This is a genomic window from Nocardia sp. NPDC055029, assembly GCF_053608525.1.
In genome coordinates, this window is record NZ_JBSGVQ010000002.1 from 297,492 (window position 1) to 313,663 (window position 16,172).

Genomic DNA, 16,172 nt, shown 5'->3' on the forward strand with positions numbered 1-16,172 from the left:
GACTCTATGCCGTGGCGCGGTAGCGGATGATGACCGCGACGGGATGCCATGGGAGCCGGACGGTTTCGGTGTCGACCGTGCCGAACCGCGCTCGTAGCGCCTGCTGGATCGCTGTGGTGCGGGCGAACCGGAAGTCGTAGATCGCGAGGGTGCCGCCGGGTCGCAGGATCCGGTGCAGTTCGCGGGTGGCGGCGGCGAGGTCGGGCCATTCGTGCATGCTCAGGCTCGAGACGGCGAGGTCGATGCTCGCGTCGGGGTGTGGGAGGTCGCCGACGTCGGCGACGGTGAGTTCGGCGGGGTGGCCGTCGAGGTTGCGGTGGGCGATCTCGATCATGTGCGGGGACAGGTCGATGCCGTGCAGGCGGAGGTCGGGGCGTCGGGTTGCCAAGCAGGACAGGAGCTTTCCCGGTCCGGTGCCGATGTCGACGATGGTGGCGCCGTGGGTGGTCGCGGTGTCGATGTCGGCGGTGACGCGCCGGTACAGGCTGCCGAGCAGGCGGGTGGCGCGGCGGTCGTAGCCGGCGCTCTGGGCAGAGCCGAAGGTGGTCATGGGACCACCGTGCCTGTTCAGGTCGACATGAAGTCAAGCTCGGCGGTCGGGCGGACGGCGGCGGTGCGGCCCGGTGCCTGCTGGAACTGCCAGTAGAGGTTGGTGTGGGCGATGACGTCGTCGGGTTTCGGTGCGCCCCAGGGGGTTTTGTCGAAGGTGGTGTGGGCGTCGGCGACGAGGGTGACGTCGTAACCGCGGACGAAACCGCCGTGGAGGGTGGAGCGGATGCACGCGTCGGTTTCGGCGCCTGCGACGACGAGGTGGCCCGCGCCCGCCGCGGCCAGCAGTTCCTCGAGCGGTGTGTCTTCGAAGGAGTCGCCGTAGCGCTTGTGCACCAGGGGTTCGTCGTCGGTGCGGGTGAGTTCGGGCACGTACTGCCAGGCCTCGGTGCCGGTGACGAGGTCGTCGGCGGAGTGCTGGATCCAGATCACCGGTACGCGGGCGGCGCGGGCACGGTCGACGAGTGCGGCGATGTTGGCGACCACCTCGTCACGGTGGATCGCTTCGCCGACGACACCGTTCTGGACGTCGACGACGAGCAGCGCGGTGTGGGGACGGTCGGGCAATGTGGTCACGGGCGAAACCTCGCGGGATTCAGAGCGGACGGAGGACGACGATGCCGGGTGTGGTGCGGACGTAGTCGGCCAGTGGGGTATCGACGACCCGGTACTCGGCCAGCGAGGAGGCGTTGCGGAACACCGGGCCGGTGGGGGTCTGGACGACGATGCCGACGTGGGTGACGTCGAGGCCTGCTTCGGGGGTGTAGGCGCCGAGGAAGTCGCCGGTGCGCAGACCTGCCACGACTCCCCCGTCGACCGCGGCAGCGGGGATGTGGGTGATCGCGCGGTCGACGACGGGCAGGCCGGGCAGGTAGTTGCCGCCGTCGGCTTTGGCGTTGAGGTGCTTGGTGGTGGTGACCGCGGCGGAGCTCAGGCTCGCGGTGACGTCGGTGGCGGCGATGCGGCCGGTGGCGGCCCAGTCGGTGAAGAAGTGCTTGCGCTGGGCGAATTCGACGCGGCTGTCGACATAGCGGGTCGCGATCAGGTTCGTGACGAACTGGTCGCGGTCGGTCGAGCGGGAGGCGGCGTCGAGGTAGTCGAGGAAGGTGAAGCAGTCGACGCGGCGCAGGTCGACGACGAGTTGTTCGGGCTCGGTGGCGGATCCGACGAGCATGTTCGCGCCGTAGGGAGTGCCGAGCAGGCGGGTGGAAAGCCGGGCCAGCAGTTCGCCACGGTCCACGGCTCCCGCTTCGGCGCGCACGGCGAGCAGTTCGTCGATCTTGCGGCCGGTGGCGTCGTCGACGGCCGGTGCCCCGAGGGCGGGTGCGGTGGCGCAGACGAGCGCGGCGAGCACGAGCAGGATCCGGACGATGATGCGCAAGACGCCTCCAGCAGGCAACGGTCGATCGGTGCGAGCGGTTCCACCGTAGCCGACGGGCCGGGCGCCGCCACAGCTGTCGGGGACGATGACCGCGCGGCCGACGAAGTCCAGGATCACCTGCGCGATCACGTACCGTTGTCGCGGGTAGTCCGTGTTCGCGAACAAGTTGCTCGTGCAGGTTCCGACAGCATCGCCGTTGCGGCGGAAGGGAAACCGACATGCGTGCTTTGACCGTTGTGCCGAACCAGCCCGGATCGTTGCGCATCGAGGACGTGCCGGATCCGGTGCCGGGGCCGAACGAGCTGCTGGTCGACGGGATCTCGCTCGGCATCTGCGGTACCGACCGTGAGATCGCCTCGGGTGAGTACGGCTGGGCGCCGCCGGGACGGGACCGGCTGATCCTCGGGCACGAGTCGCTGGGCCGGGTGCGGACCGCACCGGACGGAAGTGGTTTCGCCGCAGGCGATCTCGTCGTCGGGATCGTGCGCCGCCCCGATCCGGTGCCCTGTGGTGCGTGTGCGCGTGGCGAGTTCGACATGTGTCGCAACGGGGACTATGTGGAGCGCGGGATCAAGCAGATCGACGGGTTCGGGTCGAGCGAGTGGGTGGTGCCGGTCGACTACGCGGTGCGGCTCGATCCGTCGCTGGCTCAGCTCGGGGTGCTGATGGAGCCGACGACGGTGGTGGCCAAGGCATGGGATCAGATCGAGAAGATCAACGGGCGGGCCTGGTTCGATCCGAAGACGGTGCTGATCACCGGTGCGGGACCGATCGGTCTGCTGGCGGCGATGCTGGGTGCCCAGCGGGGGCTGGACGTGCATGTCCTGGACCGGTCGACGGAGGGTCCGAAGCCGGGGCTGGTGGCCGATCTCGGCGGGACCTTCCACACCGGTTCGGCCGCGGAGGTGGCCGAGAAGGTCGACCCGGATGTCGTGATCGAGGCGACCGGCGCACCGGCGGTGGCGTTGCAGGCCGCGAAGATCCACAATCCGGGCATGATCGTCTGCCTGACGGGGGTGTCCACCCCCGGTAACGACGCCTCGGTCGACGTCGGTGCGCTCAATCGCAACATCGTCCTCGACAACGCGGTGGTGTTCGGATCGGTCAACGCCAACCGGCACCACTACGAGCTGGCGGCGGAAGCGCTGGCGAAAGCCGACCCGGAGTGGCTGGGCCGGTTGATCACCCGGCGGCTGCCGTTGGAGCGGGCGCTCGAGGCGTTCGAGCCGGGTGACCACAGCGCTATCAAGGTCGTCATCGACCTGTGAGCAGTTAGATCTTGCAGCCGTCCGGGCCGCAGGTCTCACCGTCGGACCCGGCGGTGATCACCAGCGGTGCCGGGCGGTCGTTCCACGCGGTGGTGAGCGCGTGGGTGAACACCTCGGTCGGCTGGGCGCCGGAGACGGCGTACTTGTTGTCGAAGACGAAGAACGGCACGCCGGTCGCCCCGAGTTGCGTGGCTTCGCGTTCGTCCTGACGGACGGCGTCGGCGTAGGCGTCCGGGTCGGCGAGCACGGCGCGCACCGCGGCTTCGTCCAGGCCCGCGCGCACCGCGAGCGCGACAAGGCGTTCGGTGTCGGCGAAGACCGGTTCGGGCTCGGCGAAATTGCCCGCGTAGAGGGCGTCGAGCAGGGCGTCCTGCTTGCCCTGTTCGAGGGCGAAGTGCAGCAGGCGGTGCATGTCGAAGCTGTTGCCGTAGTCGCGGCCGGTGCTCTGGTAGGGCAGCCCGAGCTGGGCGGCCTGGGCGCCGATGGAGCGCTCGTTGGCGGCGGCCTGCTCGACGCTGATGCCGTATTTGGCGGCGATGCGCGGGATGACCGGGCCGGTCTCGCCTGCGGGCAGGCCGGGGTCGAGCTCGAAGGACCGGTGCACGACTTCGATGTCGTCGCGATGGTCGAAGCCTGCCAGCGCTTCCTCGAAGCGGGCCTTGCCGAGGTAGCAGAACGGGCAGTTGATGTCGGTCCAGATCTCTACTCTGGTGGTCAAGCGGGCCTCCTCCGGGCACACGAAAATCCGGCGGCGATCCGCCGGACATATCTGGACAGGCGTTCAAATTCTTGGGGTGTAACGCCGGCGACGAAGCCGCTATTCCCTGGCGCGTCCGGGCACGACGGGACGAGCACGAAGGAAAACCGATGGCGTTGGATCGACGGAGGGGGTGGGTGCAGGTGCCCGAAGGATTGGCGGTGCCCCGCGCACTGGGCGGATTGTGGGCGGTGCGGCACGCCCAGAGCGAGGCCAATGCCTGGTACGCCGACCCGGCGACCGAACTGCGGCCGATGCGCGGCACCGACGCCGAGATGGACCTGACCGAGTACGGGCAGTGGCAGGCCCGGCGTCTGGGCGACTGGCTGGCGGGGCTGTCCGGGACGCAGCGACCCGCGCTGGTGGTCTGCTCCCCCTACCTGCGCACCCGGCTGACCTGGGCATTGATGGCAGAGGCCGCGGCCACCCGCAACCGGCACCTGCGACCGATCCGGACCTTGGTCGACGAACGGCTGCGCGACCGCGAGATGGGTGTGTTCGAACTGCACCCGTACAAGGCGATCCGCCGCCGCGCCCCCGAGGAGGCGGCCCGCAGGGAACGGGTCGGCAACTGGGTGTATCGCCCGCCCGGTGGCGAGTCGCTGGCCGACGTGGCGCTGCGGGTGCGCAGTTTCCTCGACGAACTGGACGTGGCCGCCGCGGGCGAGCAGGTCCTGGTGGTGACGCACGACGCGGTCGTGATGTCGATGCGCTACATCCTGGAAGGAGTGGGCGCGCCGGTACCGGATCACCTCGAGCCCGTCCCGAACGCGTCGGTGTCGCAGTGGCGGCGCGAAGGTCCGCGGCTGGGGCTGCGGGTGTGGGGCGAGGTCGGTCATCTCGCGGGCACCGAGCAGGTCGGCTGAGCTCGACGCACGCATGGCGCCTCGGCCCTGATGCCGATGTAGGGCCGATGGAAGAATGCTGGTCGTGCATATGGCGATCGGCTTGGTGGTTCTGGTCGGCTCGGCGACCGCGCTCGCGGCGCTGGCCCGGCGATTCGGGGTGTCGGAACCTCTCGTCCTGACCCTGGCCGGCGTCGCCGCCTCCTATGTGCCGATGGTGCCGCAGGTGCATCTCGAGCCCGAGGTGGTGCTGTTGGGTCTGCTGCCGCCGCTGCTCTACACGGCGGCGCTGCGCACCTCGCTGGTCGACTTCAAGGACAACCTGCGCACCATCGCGTCGCTGTCGGTGGGATTGGTGCTGTTCAGCACCTTCGCGGTGGCGCTGGTGGTGTGGTGGTTGCTGCCGGTGCCGTTCGCCGCGGCGGTGGCGCTGGGCGCGGTGGTCGCTCCCCCGGACGCGGTGGCGGCGACGGCGATCGCGCGCCGTACCGGGATGCCGCGCAGCATCGTGACCGTGCTCGAGGGCGAGTCGCTGTTCAACGACGCGACGGCGCTGGTGTCGCTGCGCGGGGCGATCGCGGCGATGGCAAGCGCGGTGACGGTGTGGCAGATCGGCGGTGACTTCCTGCTCGCCGCGGTCGGTGGCGCGGTGATCGGCGGGGCGGTCGCGGCGGGACTGGTGTTGCTGCGCAAGCGGATCAACGATCCGGTGCTCGACACCACGGTGTCGCTGCTCGCCCCGTTCGTCGCCTATCTGCCCGCCGAGCGCGTGCACGCCTCCGGCGTGATCGCGGTTGTGACCTGCGGGATGATCCTCGGTCACGGCGCGCAACGCTGGCAGGGCGCCGCGTCGCGGGTCGCGGAGACGACGAACTGGCGCACCATCCAGTTCATTCTGGAGAGCGCGGTCTTCCTGATCATCGGCCTGCAGGTGCGCTGGATCGTCGACGGCGCCTGGCACAGCGGCCTCGACCATCGCACCCTGCTGGTGACGGCGGTGGCGGTGCTCGCCGCGGTGATGCTGGCGCGGCCCGTCTGGGTGTTCACCCCGGTCCTGGTCGCCCGGCTGTTCGGGCGCACGACCGAGCCGTTGAGCCACGCCGCGGTGGTGTCGTGGGCGGGGATGCGTGGCGTGGTGACCCTGGCGGCGGTGCTGTTGCTGCCCGCCACGACACCGCAGTTGCCGGTACTGGAGTTGCTCGCGCTGGTGGTGGTCGGCGGCACGCTGCTGGTGCAGGGCACCTCGCTGCCGTGGCTGGTGCGGCTGCTGCGCCTGCGCGGGCCGAGCCGCGCGGAGGACGCGCTCGCGAAAGCCGATCTGCTGCAACAGGCTACGAGCGCGGGCCTGGCCGAACTGGACAAGCAGATCGGCCCCGACACGCCGGAACCGGTGGTCGAGTCGCTGCGGCAACGGCTGGTCTGGCGCACCAACGCGGCCTGGGAACGGCTGGGACGCCCCGAAGCCGAACAGATGACCCCGACCGCGGAGTACCGGCGCCTGCGGCTGGCGATGCTGGGCGCCGAACGCGATGCGGTGCTGCGGGTCCGCGATGCCGGGACGGTGGATTACGAGGTGCTCCAGCATGTGCTGGCGCGGCTCGATCTCGAGGAGTCGATGATCGATCGGTTCGACGAGGCCGACGAGGAACCGGGCGTCGAACCGCTCGCCGGTGCCGGGGCCGCCGACGGCTGCGCGCATCTCGAGCACGCGCCGCTGCTGCGGGAGCCGGTCGGTGAGCTGGTGTGCCGCCGATGCGTCGAGGAGGGCCGGCCCTGGGTGCATCTGCGGATGTGCACCGATTGCGGAAATATCGGCTGCTGCGAGTCCTCGCTGGGCAACCATGCCAATGCCCACTTCGCGGCGACGGCGCATCCGGTGATGCGCAGCGTGGAGCCCGGGGAAGTCTGGCGCTGGTGCTACGTGGACGAGCTGCTCGGCTAGCGGCGGTGCGAGTAGATCAGGCGCGCGTATTCGGCGAGCAGGCGGTCCAGTTCGGTGGGTTCGCCGGTCGCGGCGAGTTGCTGGTACCCGATCAGCATGGCCATACCGAACTCGGTGACGACCGAGGCGGTCGCCTCGTCGCCGACGACGCTGTCGATGACGCGGTGCACGGTCCGCCTGCGTGACTCGTCGACCCGCTTGACCGTCACGTGCACCGACTCGTCGTTGGCCGCCCAGGCGCGCAGCGCGGCTTCGGCGCCGTGTTCCAGACCGCTTGCCAGCGCCGACATGGCGCGCACGTCGGCATCGGGATCGCCATGGCCGACATCCAGCGCGCGTAGCTCGACCATCTGCCGGGTCTCCCAGTGCTCCAGCAGCGTGTCCACGAAGCCCTGCCACGAGCCGAAGTGGTGGTAGAACGAGCCGCTGGTGACACCGAGGCGACGGCACAGCACACCGATGTTGAGACCTTTGAAGCCGAACTCGGCGAGCACCGCCACAGCGGTGTCGTAGTACTGCTCCTTGGTGACCACTCGGGACATCGCGATGCCGATCTGTTCGTGCGGACAGGGCCGAAGAATGCGAACAGTACCCGATCGTAACGAGGACTCGTGCGAGCACAACGAAGTCTATGCTGTGGCGGAATCTCCAGAAGCGAGATCGAAATACCAAGTGCTGGAACGGAATACGCGTACTACCAGCTGATGAGAGCACCCGAATGGAATAACAGAGCAGACGCTCTGTAAACTTTTGTTCATGCCGAGACCGCGCACTCACGACCCGGAGACCGTGCTGGACGCCGCCGAGAACATCGCCGCCCGTTCCGGTCCCGCCGCGGTGACCGTGCGCGCCGTCGCCGCCGCGACCGGAGTCTCCAACGGCGCGCTGTACCACACCTTCGCCTCCCGTCAGGAAGTGCTGGCGCGCACCTGGTTACGCGCGGCCCGCCGCTTCCTGGCCCTGCAAGCCACCGACATCGACCGCGCCGTCGAGGCCACCGACCCGAGCGCCAGGATCGACGCGGTCGTCGATGCCGCCGAGACCCCGGCGCGTCTGGCCGACACCCACCCCGACTCGGCCCGCCTGCTGATGCTCGTCGACCGCGCGGACCTGCTCACCGGTGACCTGCCCGGCGACCTCGCGCGCGAGATCGCCGCCACCGAGAAGGCCCTGCTCACCGCGCTGAAACGGCTCGCGCGCGCCCTGTGGGGTCGCGCCGACCGGCGCGGCGTCGCCACCGTCACCACCTGCCTTGTCGACCTGCCGACCGCGCTGCTGCTGCGCCGCGACCGGCTCACCGATCCCCTGGCCCGCAGACAGTTGCGTGCCGCCGTCCGTGCCGTGCTCGAACTCGGCCCCCGCTGAAAGGAACCATCCATGCCCACCCTGCGCCACCACGACGCGATCGCGATCCTCGACCTCGGCGACGGGGAGAACCGCTTCTCCCCCGACTTCATGGCCGAGGTGCACACCCACCTCGACGCCGCCGTCGCCGCGGGCGCCGCCGCCCTGGTGACCACCGCGACCGGCAAGATCTACTCCAACGGCCTGGACCTGGACTGGCTGTCCGCCAACGGCGACCACGCCGCAGAATACGTCGAAGCCGTGCACACCCTCTTCGGCCGGATGCTCACCCTGCCGATGCCGACCGTCGCCGCGATCGGCGGCCACGCCTTCGGAGCGGGCGCCATGCTGGCGATCGCGCACGACTACCGGGTGATGCGCGCCGACCGCGGCTTCTTCTGTTTCCCCGAGGCCGACATCCGCATCCCGTTCACCAACGGCATGGCCGCCCTGATCCAGGCCAAGGTGCCCCCGAAGACGGCGATCGCCGCGATGACCACGGCCCGCCGCTTCGGCGGGACCGACGCGCTGGCCTACGACCTGGTCGATGCCGCCGTCGCCGAGGACGCGGTGCTCGACACCGCGATCGCGACCGTCGCGCCGCTGGGCGGTAAGGATCAGGGCACGCTCACCGCCATCAAGTCGGTCATGTTCGCCGATGTCCTGGACGCGTTGCGCGGCAAGGACTGACGGCGATCACGGCAGCCGGGGGCCCTTGCCCAGATAGACGTCACCACGATCGTCACTGGCCCAGCCGCCCCCGGTGTAGTCGCCGAGCACGAAACACGCGTCGCAGAACTGCTTGCCGAACACCGACAGGTAGATGCTGCGATAGGAGCTGATCGCCCGCATCTTCACCGACTTGTAGGCCGCCTGGGCGCTCGGCTGCGCCTCCAGGAACGCGTACCGGCGGAAATCGGCGACCGGTTCGGTGGAGAAGCGGACCAGCCCGAGCCTGCGGAGATTGCCCAGATAGTGGTGATCACGTTCGGGCAGTGCGCATCCGGCCATGTAGGCGATCATGTTGATCCCGTCGGCCAGGCGCTGCGAACCGATCCCGAACGGCGCCTTGGTGCGGATGTCGATCGCCGGTTGCGGACCGGCGACGGCGAGGAAACGCAGGATGCGGGCCTCGTCGGGGGTGAGGTCGTGCAGGATCGGCACGAACGAGGGGTGCAGATCGCGGGGCTGCTGCGCCGAATCCCAGCCCTCGGTGATCATCGCGTCGCCCATCGCCTTGAGATCCTCGGCCTCGACACCGGATTCGACAGTGCCGTACACGCCGGAGGCGGTGCTGGTCAGGCCGAGCGCGCTGAGCGCGATCCGGCGCAGCGATTCGACCCGCTGGTCGATGATCTGCGAAATCGGTTCGCCCGCGCGGATGTCGTCGGCGAGATCGGTGGCGGTGTGCAACGCGCCCTTGGTGACCGCACCGACGATGTGGCGCAACGACAGTCCGGCGATGCGCGCCAACCCGGCCAGGTCGGTGGGAATCCCGGGCTCGGGGACGGGTTCGGGAAGGTTCTCGCGCTCGTCCATGCTCACACTCCGAAGACCAGCAGGTGCAGCGAGCCGACGAGGACACCGAGCGCGCCACCGTGCGCGTACAGCAGCCAGGCGTCCTGTTCGATGGCGGTGTACAGCATTTCGACGAACTCGTCGGGCGGCAGTTCGCGCAGTTTCTCGGTGGCCAGCTGGTCGACGCTGGCCGCGGTCGTCTGGGAGAACTCGACGTCCTCGACCAGCCACGGCTTCAGCTCCGTCGCCAGGCTCGCACCCGCCGTCGCCTGGATCGCGTCGAACTGGCGTGGCCCGACCGCCAGGCGGGTCACCGATCGCAGCGGCCCGAGTACCCGGTCGATCTCGGCTTTGAGGAAGTGCGCGATGACGGCGCGGGTCTTGTCGCCGCTCGGCCCGTCGAGAAGTTGTTCGGTGACGACATCGAGCGTGACGATCTGGTAGCCGATCGCGTGTCCGAGATCGGCTGCGGCCTGATGCTGACGCTTCGCGAATTTCGCGACGCCCCACGGGTATTTGTAGCGCGGCTGCGGTGTCGCAGGCTCGAACACCACCTTGATGGCGATGATGTTGACGAGCATGCCGACGACCGCGCCACCGAGGAGCACCCACATCCACGCGGGCAGGAAATGCAGGATGGTGTAGAGCCAGCCCGGCAGGGAGATCAGGGCGGGCGTGTCCCCGTGCGGGGTGCTGTAGTGCAGCAACGACAACCACAGGGCCACGATCACACCGAAGGGAAGACCGAGCACCCCGCTGCGGATCATGAACCGCAGTTCCGGCGCGCCGAGCCCGTAGATGACGTCCTTGAGGAGTTCGGGGCGCCGCCGCAGATAGCCAACGACCATCAGCTTCACATCGAGCAACTGGTTGATGTTGGCGCCGATGAAATCGAAGGCGCGGTCGGTGATCGCGGGCAGTTCCGCTTCGACCGTCGAGTACACGACTTCGCGTGCGCGCGGCGGCATATCGGCCCACAGCTGCGGATGCTCGGTGATCATGATCGAATCGACCATCGACCGCACGTTCGGCAATGCCACCTGCGCGACCTGCGCGGAGATCTTGCGCGGATCCATCTGGTCGAAGAAGTCTTTCGCTGTCCCGATCTTGGCGACGGCATTGTCGACCATCAGGCTCGCCATCTTCTCCGCGCGAGCCGGGATGAAACCCTGGAAGCCGAGAATGCCGCCGGGCGCGAACGTCGGCAGGATCTGCACCTTGCGCGGGAGCAGCGGGAAGATCGTCTTGAGGCCGGGCACATAGAACCCGGTGAACCGCACCGGCGCGAACAACATGATCACCCCGGTCCAGTTGGTGATGAGACCGGCCATGGCACTGAAGATCGGAATGCTGATCATGTCGACCCAGAACTTGCTCAGGCCGGTCGTCTTCTCCCAGTCGAGCAGGCCGAAGAAGCCCGCCGCTTCGATCCCAGCATTCATCCAGCGTCCACTCCGTTGTATTCCGAACCTCGCGCGTCCGGTCATCATAAGTGACCGAACAGTAGGTTCCGGGCAAGTTCGCTGGTTACCCGTTAAACCGGAGCAAACCTGAAATCAGCCCGATACCACGGAGTTCATCGCGTACAGTGCCGGCGGATTCGTCGGCCCGCCGTTCACGCGTGGGTGGTGTTCACCAACAGCAGGTTGGTGTCGATATCGTGGGTGACCTTGTTGGCGACCGAACCCAACAGCCGTGCGGGACCGCTCATTCCGCGATTGCCGATGACCACCAGGTCGTATTTCCAGGCCGCGTTGCAGATCGCCTCCGCCGCGGGAACCCCGGTCAGCACGTCGCGGCCGAACAGTTCCGGATCATCGACCTCGGCGGCGCCTTCGACGTCGATGAGCGTCGCGGCGCCGTCGTCGTCGGTTTTGGCCGAGGTCACCAGGAACGGGCGCGCGCCGAGGGCGACCGCGACGTCGTAACCGCGGCGCACCGCGGTGATCGAGCTGGCCGATCCGTCGGTGGTGAGCCCGACCGTGGTCCACCGCTTCGGGATCTTGTGGGTGAACACGACATCGGATTCGCTGTGGTGGGACACGTGATTGGCGGTCGAACCGAGCAGTCGCGCCTTCGAACTGCCCAGGCTACCGCCGCCGATGACGAGCAGGGTGCCGGGTTCTCCAGCGGCGACCTCCAGCAGGACCGCGCCCGCGGTGCCGGGAAGCTCGAGGCACCGCACGTCGGGCAGGCCCGCGTCGAGCAGCGCTTCGGCGGCGGCCGCGGTGACCGCTTCGGCCCACGCGGAATCGGTGCCCGCCTTGAGCGTCGCTTCCTTCCAGACGCTGACCACCGTCACCGTGAGATCGAGCTTGAGCGCGAGCTCCCCGGCGACCGCGACGGCCGTCCGCGCGGATTCCGAGCCGTTGGACCCCACCACGATGCGCTGGTACCCCATGTGACGCTCTCCGATCGACGGCAGGTCAGCTGCGCTTGGCCACAGTATAAACGCCGCACACTCCGGGCAACCGTCTCGCGTGGCTCACTCGCCGGTGCGCAGATGCCGGTCGAAGAAGGCGAAGATCCGCTGCCAGGCGTCGTCGGTGGCCGCCTCGTCGTAGCCGAGTCCGATGCGTTGCAGCACCGCGTTTCCCGGCAGGATGTTGGCGAAGCTGTGGGTGGCGTTCGGGTAGGTCTTGATGTCGTGCTCGACGCCGTTGGCGGTCAGCGCGGCTTCGAGCTTGCCCGCAGCGCCGGGCAGTGACGGATCGAGCCTGCCGTAGCTGGCAACCACCGGGCACGCGCCGTCGAGCAGTGATTTGTAGTCGCCGTAGAGACCGCCGTAGAACGGGGCCGAGGCGTGGAAACCCTGCGGTGCGGTGAGCAGCGCGAAACCGCCGCCGAGGCAGAAGCCGAGGACCGCGATACGGCCGGTGCAGTCGGGGTCGGCGGCGAGCCGGTCGCGGGCGGCGAGGATCTCCCCCACCGCGGGGCCATCGCCGGTGAACGCCAGCGCACGGAACGCCTGCTGGATGCAGCGGGCGCGGCCACGGGTGAACAGGTTCGGCGCGATCGCCAGATAGCCGTGACCGGTGACGATGTCGAGTTGATGGCGCAGATCGGCATTCAGGCCGAGGCCGTCGTGCAGGACGACGACACCCGGCCACGGGCCCGCCCCCTGCGGGCGCGCGATCAGCACCTCGAGCTGTCCGGCGGGACTTTCGATCTCGATCGATTCCATCCCTCGAATCTAGAGTCCGCGCCCGCGATCCGTCACCGATCCGTCGGCGCGTCGCCGATCGGGAGGTTCGGGCAGGTAGCGAGCACCGCTCCTGAACGCTGACGATTCGAGGGTCGTCCAGAGCGCGGTCAGCGCCCGTTCCCGGCGCGCGGTCGACCACGGGCGCCCCTCGTCGAAGCCGGTGACCACCAGCCCGTCGACCACCACATCGAGGACGTCGCACACGGCTTCGATATCGGTCTCGGCAATGCCCGCGTCGGCCAGCAGACGCCGGATACAGCCGTCCCACCAGTCGTTGAACAGATCGAGTTCGGCGCGCAGAACGGGTTCGGCATGACTCCCGAGCACGAGCGCCAGCCACACCCGGTGTGTTTGCTCATCGGGAGTCAGCACCGCCCATTCGATCAGTGCGCGCAGGGCCGCCGCACCCGTCCTGCCTTGCGCGTCGAGCACTGCCTCGCCCTCGGCGCGGCGCAGGTCGATCTGACGACGAATCGCGGTGCGCAGCATATTGTCTCGGCCGCCCACGTAGTGGGTCACGACCGAGGTGGACGCGCCGATGCGATCGGCCACCGCACGGATTGTCACCGCACCGAATCCCTCGTCCACCGCGAGGGACAGTACGGCATCACCGACGGCGACGAGTCGGGCCGCGGTATCGACCTGTCGAGGCATAGCCACAGCCTACCCGGTTATGCAACACTTGTTCTACAACATGCGTTGCATAACCAGGAGTAGTCATGGAAGAGGCAACAGTCGTCATCGTCGGGGCAGGATTCGCCGGACTGACCGCGGCCCGGGCCCTGCGATCGCGTGGCGTGGACGTTCTCGTGCTCGAGTCGGCGGATCGGGTGGGCGGGCGCGCGTTCACCGTGCGATCCGGCGCGGGCACGCCGGTCGATCTGGGTGGCCAGTGGATCGGTCACGATCACACACGAGTGACCGTGCTCGCGACGGAATTCGGTATGCGCCTGTTCCCCACCCCCTCTCAGGGAACATCGCTGCTGGTCGACGGCGGTCGCAAGGTCGGGTCCGCGCCGCTGACCACACTCTCGGCCGGGCTGGCACTGCTGCGACTGGAGATGTTGTCCCGCTTACCTTTCCGCGCGAAGACCGATCGGGTGACCGTGGCCGACTGGATCGCACGGATTCCAGGTCGTCGGGCGCGGCGGCTCCTCGACGTCATCCTGTCCGAAGCGCTGGCGTGTGACCTCGACCGAGTGTCGGTGGGGGCGCTCGGTACCGGACTCCGGTCGGCGGGTGGGTTGCGGGTCATGCTCGGAACTGCCGGTGGCGCACAGGAATCGCTGCTATCCGGCGGGGTCGGGGGTCTCGCCGACGCACTGGCGGCCGAACTCGGGCCGGTGGTGCACCTGAGTCGCCCGGTCACGGCCATGACACGGACGGCCGACGGTGTCCGGGTAGATACCCCGTCCGGACCGGTGCGCGCAATCCGGGCGATCGTCACCGCGCCGCCGCCGATCGCCGCCGCGATCGGACACGAGCCGCCGCTGCCCGCGCACCGTCTGCTGGCGCAGGCCGGTACCACGATGGGCACGATCTACAAGGCGATCGCGGTCTACGACACCCCGCTCTGGCGCGAGAACGGTTACAGCGGAGAAGTTCTCGACCTGAGCGGTCCGGTTCCCGCCGCATTCGATGCCTCACCGGACGACGGCCCGGGCCACCTGTGCGTATTGGTCCCCGGCCGCTCCGCGCGCGCTCTGGATCGGCTCTCGGCGGACGATCGCCGGAACACCGTGCTGGGCTCTCTGGCTCATCATTTCGGTCGGCGGACGATGAATCCCCTGAGCTGGCACGAGAAGTCGTGGCATCACGATCCGCATGTGGGTGGCGGTTACAGCGCGATTCCGATGCCGGGGGCGCTCCACGCCCTGACGCATGCGGCCAGGCCGACCGGTCCGATCCATTGGGCAGGCACCGAAACCGCACCGCGGTGGACCGGGTATCTCGAGGGTGCGGTGCGGTCGGGAGAGCGCGCGGCCGGGGAGGTTGCGGCCGCCCTCCGAGCGGAGCCCGAGCAGACGGAGGTCGCGGGTCGCCCGCGACCTCTCAGAGGGTGACGCCCAGCAGCGCGTCCACCGCGTCACGCACCAGCGCGGGGGCCACGGGATCGGCGCCGCCGTAGGTCAGCGCCTGCGTCGCCCAGTTGTCGATCGCGTCGAGCGCCTTGGGGGTGTCCAGGTCGTCGGCCAGGTGCTGACGCAGCCGGGCGACGGTGTCGGCCGCCGACGGGCCGCCGGCCAGGGCGACGGCGTCACGCCAGCGGGCCAGGCGGGTCTGCGCGTCGGTGAGCACCTCGTCGGTCCACATGCGGTCCTGGCGGTAGTGCCCGGCGAGCAGGCCGAGCCGGATCGCGGCCGGGTCGACGCCCGAGCGGCGCAGCTTCGACACCAGCACGAGGTTGCCCTTGGACTTCGACATCTTCTCGCCGTCGAGACCGATCAGTCCGGCGTGCACGTAGTGGCGGGCGAAGCGGCGGGTGCCGGTGATCGCCTCGGCGTGCGCGGCGGAGTATTCGTGGTGCGGATAGATCAGATCCGAGCCGCCGCCCTGGACGTCGAACTCGGTGCCGATCCGGTTGAGGGCGATCGCCGCACACTCGATATGCCAGCCGGGACGCCCCGCACCGAACGGCGCCTGCCAGGACGGTTCATCAGGGCGCTCGGCACGCCACAGCAGCGCGTCGATGGTGTCGCGCTTGCCGGGGCGGTCGGGGTCGCCGCCGCGTTCGGCGAACAGCTGATCCATGGTGGCGCGGTCGTAGCCGGACTCGTAGCCGAACTGCTCGGTGGCGTCGGTCCGGAAGTAGATGTCGGGGTATTCGGCGTCGTCGACCTGGTAGGCGGCGCTGGCGGCGAGCAGCTTCTGCACCAGTTCCACCACCTCCTCGACCGACTCGATGGCGCCGATGTAGTCGCGCGGCGGGAGCACCTGCAGAGCGGTCATGTCCTCGCGGAACAGCTCGATCTCGGAGGTGCCGAGGTCGCGCCAGTCGACGCCGTCGCGGGCGGCGCGTTCGAACAGCGGGTCGTCGACGTCGGTGACGTTCTGCACGTAGTGCACGTCGTGGCCCGCGTCGCGCCACAGCCGGTTGACCAGGTCGAACGTCAGGTAGGTGGCGGCGTGACCGAGGTGGGTGGCGTCGTAGGGAGTGATGCCGCAGACGTACATCTTCGCGGTCGCGCCGGGGGTGACCGGGCGGACCTGGCGATCGGCGGTGTCGTACAACCGCAACGGCGGCCCTGCTCCGGGGACGGTCGGTAGGGCGATATCGGACCAGGACTGCATGACTCGAGGGTAGAGCCCCCGCCGAGGCGACCGATCCGCGGCCCGGTCAGGCGGTTGCTCGCGGTGTCGCTC

General features: G+C 69.1%; 17 protein-coding genes. 6 read left to right on the top strand and 11 right to left on the bottom strand.

Translation table 11 applies throughout. From position 1 onward, the window contains the following. Positions 1-4 precede the first annotated feature (4 nt). Genes ACWF9G_RS03195 through ACWF9G_RS03205 form a run of 3 tightly spaced genes read right to left on the bottom strand, consistent with a single transcriptional unit; the run spans position 5 to position 2,095 of the window. Positions 5-550, bottom strand: coding sequence for a class I SAM-dependent methyltransferase (locus ACWF9G_RS03195; protein WP_452513312.1), 546 nt, complete (start codon positions 548-550; stop codon positions 5-7). Between the two features lie 17 nt (positions 551-567). Beyond that, on the bottom strand, positions 568-1,125 hold the full coding sequence (locus tag ACWF9G_RS03200) for an isochorismatase family protein (RefSeq protein WP_452513313.1): 558 nt from the start codon (positions 1,123-1,125) through the stop codon (positions 568-570). 19 nt (positions 1,126-1,144) lie between these two features. Then, positions 1,145-2,095, bottom strand: coding sequence for an N-acetylmuramoyl-L-alanine amidase-like domain-containing protein (locus ACWF9G_RS03205; RefSeq protein WP_452513315.1), 951 nt, complete (start codon positions 2,093-2,095; stop codon positions 1,145-1,147). Between the two features lie 53 nt (positions 2,096-2,148). Between ACWF9G_RS03205 and ACWF9G_RS03210 the strand changes: the two genes are divergently transcribed. Continuing rightward, positions 2,149-3,198: a glucose 1-dehydrogenase gene (locus ACWF9G_RS03210; RefSeq protein WP_452513316.1), complete on the top strand. Its 1,050-nt coding sequence runs from the start codon at positions 2,149-2,151 to the stop codon at positions 3,196-3,198. A 4-nt stretch (positions 3,199-3,202) separates the two neighbouring features. On the opposite strand, the gene ACWF9G_RS03215 is transcribed toward ACWF9G_RS03210, so the two are convergent. After that, positions 3,203-3,916 (bottom strand): DsbA family oxidoreductase, encoded by a 714-nt coding sequence (locus ACWF9G_RS03215; protein ID WP_452513318.1) that lies wholly within the window; start codon positions 3,914-3,916, stop codon positions 3,203-3,205. Positions 3,917-4,092: 176 nt separating this feature from the next. On the opposite strand from ACWF9G_RS03215, the gene ACWF9G_RS03220 reads away from it, so the two are divergent. Together ACWF9G_RS03220 and ACWF9G_RS03225 are read left to right on the top strand one after the other, a co-directional pair. Then, positions 4,093-4,821 carry a histidine phosphatase family protein gene (locus ACWF9G_RS03220; protein ID WP_452513320.1) on the top strand — a complete coding sequence of 243 codons (729 nt, stop codon included), beginning with the start codon at positions 4,093-4,095 and terminating at the stop codon, positions 4,819-4,821. Positions 4,822-4,876: 55 nt separating this feature from the next. Beyond that, entirely contained in the window at positions 4,877-6,742 is a 1,866-nt protein-coding gene (locus tag ACWF9G_RS03225; RefSeq protein ID WP_452513322.1) for a Na+/H+ antiporter, read from the top strand. Here the strand turns inward: ACWF9G_RS03225 and ACWF9G_RS03230 are convergent. Further along, on the bottom strand, positions 6,739-7,284 hold the full coding sequence (locus ACWF9G_RS03230) for a TetR/AcrR family transcriptional regulator (protein WP_379307712.1): 546 nt from the start codon (positions 7,282-7,284) through the stop codon (positions 6,739-6,741). The genes ACWF9G_RS03225 and ACWF9G_RS03230 overlap by 4 nt on opposite strands. Positions 7,285-7,498: 214 nt before the next feature. On the opposite strand from ACWF9G_RS03230, the gene ACWF9G_RS03235 reads away from it, so the two are divergent. Both ACWF9G_RS03235 and ACWF9G_RS03240 read left to right on the top strand, forming a co-directional pair. Continuing rightward, a complete protein-coding gene (locus ACWF9G_RS03235; RefSeq protein WP_452513323.1) occupies positions 7,499-8,107 on the top strand; it encodes a TetR family transcriptional regulator in 609 nt (202 codons plus the stop codon). Between the two features lie 12 nt (positions 8,108-8,119). Then, positions 8,120-8,776, top strand: coding sequence for an enoyl-CoA hydratase-related protein (locus ACWF9G_RS03240; RefSeq protein ID WP_452513325.1), 657 nt, complete (start codon positions 8,120-8,122; stop codon positions 8,774-8,776). A gap of 6 nt (positions 8,777-8,782) precedes the next feature. Here the strand turns inward: ACWF9G_RS03240 and ACWF9G_RS03245 are convergent, their stop codons facing one another. The 5 genes from ACWF9G_RS03245 to ACWF9G_RS03265 all read right to left on the bottom strand — a co-directional run bounded on the left by ACWF9G_RS03245 (position 8,783) and on the right by ACWF9G_RS03265 (position 13,463). Then, positions 8,783-9,625 carry an Abi-alpha family protein gene (locus tag ACWF9G_RS03245; RefSeq protein ID WP_379307715.1) on the bottom strand — a complete coding sequence of 281 codons (843 nt, stop codon included), beginning with the start codon at positions 9,623-9,625 and terminating at the stop codon, positions 8,783-8,785. A gap of 2 nt (positions 9,626-9,627) precedes the next feature. Further along, on the bottom strand, positions 9,628-11,046 hold the full coding sequence (locus ACWF9G_RS03250; protein ID WP_379307716.1) for a hypothetical protein: 1,419 nt from the start codon (positions 11,044-11,046) through the stop codon (positions 9,628-9,630). A gap of 173 nt (positions 11,047-11,219) precedes the next feature. Next, positions 11,220-12,005 carry a universal stress protein gene (locus ACWF9G_RS03255; RefSeq protein ID WP_379307717.1) on the bottom strand — a complete coding sequence of 262 codons (786 nt, stop codon included), beginning with the start codon at positions 12,003-12,005 and terminating at the stop codon, positions 11,220-11,222. A gap of 84 nt (positions 12,006-12,089) precedes the next feature. Next, on the bottom strand, positions 12,090-12,788 hold the full coding sequence (locus ACWF9G_RS03260; RefSeq protein WP_379307718.1) for a dienelactone hydrolase family protein: 699 nt from the start codon (positions 12,786-12,788) through the stop codon (positions 12,090-12,092). A 9-nt stretch (positions 12,789-12,797) separates the two neighbouring features. Next, a complete protein-coding gene (locus ACWF9G_RS03265; protein ID WP_452513327.1) occupies positions 12,798-13,463 on the bottom strand; it encodes a TetR/AcrR family transcriptional regulator in 666 nt (221 codons plus the stop codon). A gap of 65 nt (positions 13,464-13,528) precedes the next feature. Here ACWF9G_RS03265 and ACWF9G_RS03270 point away from each other — a divergent pair, with 65 nt between their 5' ends. Further along, positions 13,529-14,872 carry a flavin monoamine oxidase family protein gene (locus ACWF9G_RS03270; RefSeq protein WP_452513329.1) on the top strand — a complete coding sequence of 448 codons (1,344 nt, stop codon included), beginning with the start codon at positions 13,529-13,531 and terminating at the stop codon, positions 14,870-14,872. Here the strand turns inward: ACWF9G_RS03270 and mshC are convergent. Continuing rightward, on the bottom strand, positions 14,862-16,100 hold the full coding sequence (gene mshC, locus ACWF9G_RS03275) for a cysteine--1-D-myo-inosityl 2-amino-2-deoxy-alpha-D-glucopyranoside ligase (RefSeq protein ID WP_452513330.1): 1,239 nt from the start codon (positions 16,098-16,100) through the stop codon (positions 14,862-14,864). The genes ACWF9G_RS03270 and mshC overlap by 11 nt on opposite strands. Positions 16,101-16,172: the final 72 nt, after the last annotated feature.